4 protein-coding genes and 1 pseudogene are annotated in these 3,630 nt (G+C 73.3%); 1 reads left to right on the top strand and 4 read right to left on the bottom strand.

Translation table 11 applies throughout. The features are described from left to right. Positions 1–123: 123 nt before the first annotated feature. The 3 genes from HUX53_RS29590 to HUX53_RS29580 all read right to left on the bottom strand — a co-directional run bounded on the left by HUX53_RS29590 (position 124) and on the right by HUX53_RS29580 (position 2,269). A complete protein-coding gene (locus tag HUX53_RS29590) occupies positions 124–924 on the bottom strand; it encodes an SCO1664 family protein (RefSeq protein ID WP_176406508.1) in 801 nt (266 codons plus the stop codon). Between the two features lie 72 nt (positions 925–996). After that, positions 997–1,545, bottom strand: coding sequence for a DUF3090 domain-containing protein (locus HUX53_RS29585; protein ID WP_176406507.1), 549 nt, complete (start codon positions 1,543–1,545; stop codon positions 997–999). Positions 1,546–1,555: 10 nt separating this feature from the next. Then, positions 1,556–2,269, bottom strand: coding sequence for an MSMEG_4193 family putative phosphomutase (locus HUX53_RS29580; protein ID WP_176406506.1), 714 nt, complete (start codon positions 2,267–2,269; stop codon positions 1,556–1,558). A gap of 58 nt (positions 2,270–2,327) precedes the next feature. Here HUX53_RS29580 and HUX53_RS29575 point away from each other — a divergent pair, with 58 nt between their 5' ends. Further along, entirely contained in the window at positions 2,328–3,308 is a 981-nt protein-coding gene (locus tag HUX53_RS29575; RefSeq protein ID WP_176406505.1) for a magnesium and cobalt transport protein CorA, read from the top strand. A 22-nt stretch (positions 3,309–3,330) separates the two neighbouring features. On the opposite strand, the pseudogene HUX53_RS29570 reads toward HUX53_RS29575, so the two are convergent. Continuing rightward, positions 3,331–3,630 (bottom strand): annotated as a pseudogene (locus HUX53_RS29570) (hypothetical protein); the annotation flags it as partial.

The raw sequence follows: 3,630 nt of genomic DNA, 5'->3' as shown, positions 1-3,630 counted from the left end.
GATCTGCTGCGGTTACCGCACCGGCGAACTCACGAGCCTCAGGCATGCAGACAGCGTTGCACCACCCAACGTGATCACGTACAGGAATCGTTCGATCGCTTACCGAGATCTAGCTATGTAGTACTAGAGGGGCGGCCAGGGGATGGCGGGCCAGTCCTCCGGCGGGTAGGGGTGGATGCGGTGTTTGAGCATCAGTTCCACGCGGCGGCGGGTGGCCTCGACCTCGTCGGGGGTGAGGAGTTCGGCGAGGCGGGCGCCGAGGGCGCCGCCGCGCAGGCCGGCGTCGACGCGGGCGAGGGCTTCGAGGGCCTCGGGGGTGAGGGGCTTGCCGCGCCACTGCCACAGGACGGTGCGGAGCTTGTACTCGGTGGAGAAGCAGACGCCGTGGTCGCAGCCGTAGACGTGGCCGTCGCCGGGCGGCAGCAGGTGGCCGATCTTGCGGTCGGCGTTGTTGACGACGGCGTCGAAGACCGACATGCGGCGGATCGCCTCGTCGTCGGAGCGGGACAGGGCGACGAGGTCGATGTCGGGGTCGGGCTCGACCCACAGCTGCACCATGCCGGGGCCGTAGGGGCCGTCGCGGTGGACGGTGGGCGGGACGGTGCCCCAGCCCATCACCTTGGAGACCTCGTAGGCGGCGACCTCCCGCTCGGCGAGGGTGCCGTCGGGGAAGTCCCACAGCGGGCGCTCGCCGGCGACGGGCTTGTAGACGCAGTTGGCGGCCCGGCCGTCGTGCTCGATGGAGCAGTACAGGGTGGCGTTGGACGCCTGGACGAGGCGGCCCTCCACGCCGAGGCGCCCGGCCGTCAGCAGCCGCTCGGCGGCGGCCGCGTCGCGGGGCGACACCGGGCGGCCGCCCGTGCCGCGATCCGTGTCGCGGCCCGTGTCGTCTGCGGGCGCCCGGTCCCGGGAGGACTGCGTCATGGGCCCATTCTCCCGGCGGCGCCGCCCATGATCCAGCATGCGGCCGTATTCCAGTGCGCGGGGGCGGTCATCTCAGCCCATGTACCCGTTCTGGCGCGGGCAGACGTGCCCGTCGCTGTCCAGCGGCAGCCCGCACAGCGGGCACGGGGGGCGCCCGGCCGCGACGACCTTCAGCGCGCGCTCGGCGAACGCGCGGGCCTGCGGGGCGCTGATCCGCACGCGCAGCACCGCGATGGCCGGGTCGTCGTCGCCGACCTCGGGCTCCTCCTCGGTCTCGGTGACCTCCTGCGCCTCGATGACGACCTGCTCGTCGTCGGGGTCCCAGGCGAGCGCCATCGTGCCGACCTTGAACTCCTCCTCCACCGGCTGGTCGAGGGGGCCGTCGTCCTGCAGCTCCGACGGGGTGACGGCGGGCACCGGGACGTCGCCGCCGCTGCGCCGCAGCACCTCGTCCAGCAGCTCCTCCAGGCGCTCGGCCAGCAGCGTCACCTGGAACTTCTCCAGCCCGACGCTGGTGACGCGGCGGCCGGAGCGGGCCTGCAGGTAGAAGGCGCGGTCCCCGGGCCGCCCGACGGCGCCGGCGACGAAGCGCTCCGGCAGGTCGTAGGAGATGACGGGCATGACACCGACCCTACGCGCCGCCGCCGACGGGCGCGTCCCCCGACCCGAGTCCGGCTTCGCCGGCCCCCTCCGGCGGCGGCTGCGGAACCAGGGCGGCCACATCGCCGCCGGTGTCGTTGACCCGGACGACGAACGGCCGCGTTTCGGTATAGCGGATCACGGTGAGCGACGCTGGGTCGGCCTGGATCCGCTGGAACTGGTCCAGGTGGAGGCCGAGGGCGTCGGCGACGACCGACTTGATGATGTCGCCGTGGCTGCACACGGCGTACAGGGCCTCGGGGCCGTGCTCGGCGGCGACGCGCTCGTTCCAGTCGCGGACGGCGGTGACGGCGCGGTGCTGCGCGGCGGCGAGGGACTCGCCGTCCTCGCCGGGGAACCGGGCGGCGCTCGGGTGGGCCTGCACGACCCGCCACAGCGGCTCCTCGGCGAGCTCCTTGAGGGGGCGGCCCGTCCAGTCGCCGTAGCGGACCTCGCCGAACCGCTCGTCGGTCTCGACCTTCTCGATCGGCGGGGCGTGCCCGGCGGCGACCGCCGCGGCGGTCTCGGCGCAGCGGTCGAGGGGGCTGGACACGATCGCGGCGAGCGGGAGGGACGCCAGCCGGGCGGCGAGCGCGGCGGCCTGGGCGCGGCCGCGGTCGTCGAGGCCGAGCCCGGGGGTCCAGCCGGCGAGCACCGGGCCGGTCATCGCGGTCAGGCCGTGCCTCACCAGGAGAAGGGTCGTCACAGCGGCCACTCTAGGAGATGCCGGGCATACGGGCGGCGTGCGGTGCGGATGCGGGAGAATGCGTGCCGTGATCGTGGACAAGGCCATCTACGCGGGCGGGACGCGCCGCGACATCGACGGCGACATCAGCGACGCCTTCGACCTGGCCCGCGCGGACGGCGACTGCTTCCTGTGGATCGGCCTGTTCGAACCCGGCGAGGACGAGTTCGACCTGGTCAAGGAGGAGCTGAGCCTGCACCCGCTGGCCGCCGAGGACGCGGTGTCGGCGCACCAGCGGCCGAAGATGGAGCGCTACGACGACACGCTGTTCGTGGTGCTGAAGACGCTGTCCTACATCGATGAGACGTCCGACATCGAGGTCGGCGAGATCATGGTCTTCCTCGGCCGGGACTTCGTGGTCACCGTCCGGCACGGCGCCGGGAACCCGCTCGGCCCGGTCCGGCAGCGGCTGGAGGACGACCCGGAGCTGCTCGGGCACGGCGCGACCGCCGTCCTGTACGCGGTGTGCGACGAGGTCGTCGACCGGTACGGGCTCGTCGCGCACGAGGTCGAGGTCGACATCATCGGGCTGGAGCGGGCCGTGTTCGACCCGGGCGCGCGGGACGTCACCGCCGACATCTACTCCCTCAAGCGGGAGGTGCTGGAGTTCCGGAGCGCCGAGGACCCGCTCGTCCCGGTGCTGCAGGAGATCGTGAAGGGCCGGGTCGCCGAGTGCGGCTCGACCCGCGAGTACTTCCGCGACGTCCTGGACCACCTGCTGCGCGTGGACGGGCAGGTCGACGCGCACAACGAGCTGCTCAACAGCGTGCTGAACGCGCATCTGGCGCTGCTCGGCAAGCGGCAGAACGAGGACATGCGCAAGATCTCCGCGTGGGCGGCGATCATCGCGGTGCCGACGGCGATCGCCGGGATCTACGGGATGAACTTCGACCGCATGCCGGAGCTGCACTGGGCGTGGTCGTATCCGGCGGTGCTCGTGGTGATGGCGGTCGTGTGCGTGCTGCTGTTCCGGCGGCTCCGCAAGAGCGGCTGGCTCTGACGCCGGCTCGGGAGGCGCCGGCTCAGCGGGCGTCGTCGCGCGGGGACGGCGGGGCGGCCAGCAGGACGGCCCACAGGTGCGACTCGGCGCCCTGCGACTCCAGCCGCCGCCGCATCCGCTCCACGCCGCCGCGCGTGGGCAGCGCCAGCCAGACCAGCAGCGGGTAGCCGACCGCGAAACCGGCGACGAACACCAGCTCGCTGTGCCCGGCCATCGCGAGGGGCAGGCCGAGCAGGATGACGCCCTCGGCCAGCGCGAACCGCAGCAGCACCGCCTGCCGGAACATCAGCAGCGCCGCGCGGGCGGCGACGCCGGGCTCCGC

Origin of the sequence: Actinomadura sp. BRA 177, assembly GCF_013372625.1 — a bacterium.
Taxonomy (GTDB): Bacteria; Actinomycetota; Actinomycetes; order Streptosporangiales; family Streptosporangiaceae; genus Spirillospora.
Note: the sequence above shows the minus strand (reverse complement) of the source record. Positions and strands in the feature narration are given on the sequence as shown.

Excerpts from the sequence above, each read along its gene's own strand:
- HUX53_RS29590 (WP_176406508.1), bottom strand. The coding sequence starts at position 924 with ATGACGCAGTCCTCCCGGGACCGGGCGCCCGCAGACGACACGGGCCGC.
- HUX53_RS29585 (WP_176406507.1), bottom strand. The coding sequence starts at position 1,545 with ATGCCCGTCATCTCCTACGACCTGCCGGAGCGCTTCGTCGCCGGCGCC.
- HUX53_RS29575 (WP_176406505.1), top strand. The coding sequence starts at position 2,328 with ATGCGTGCCGTGATCGTGGACAAGGCCATCTACGCGGGCGGGACGCGC.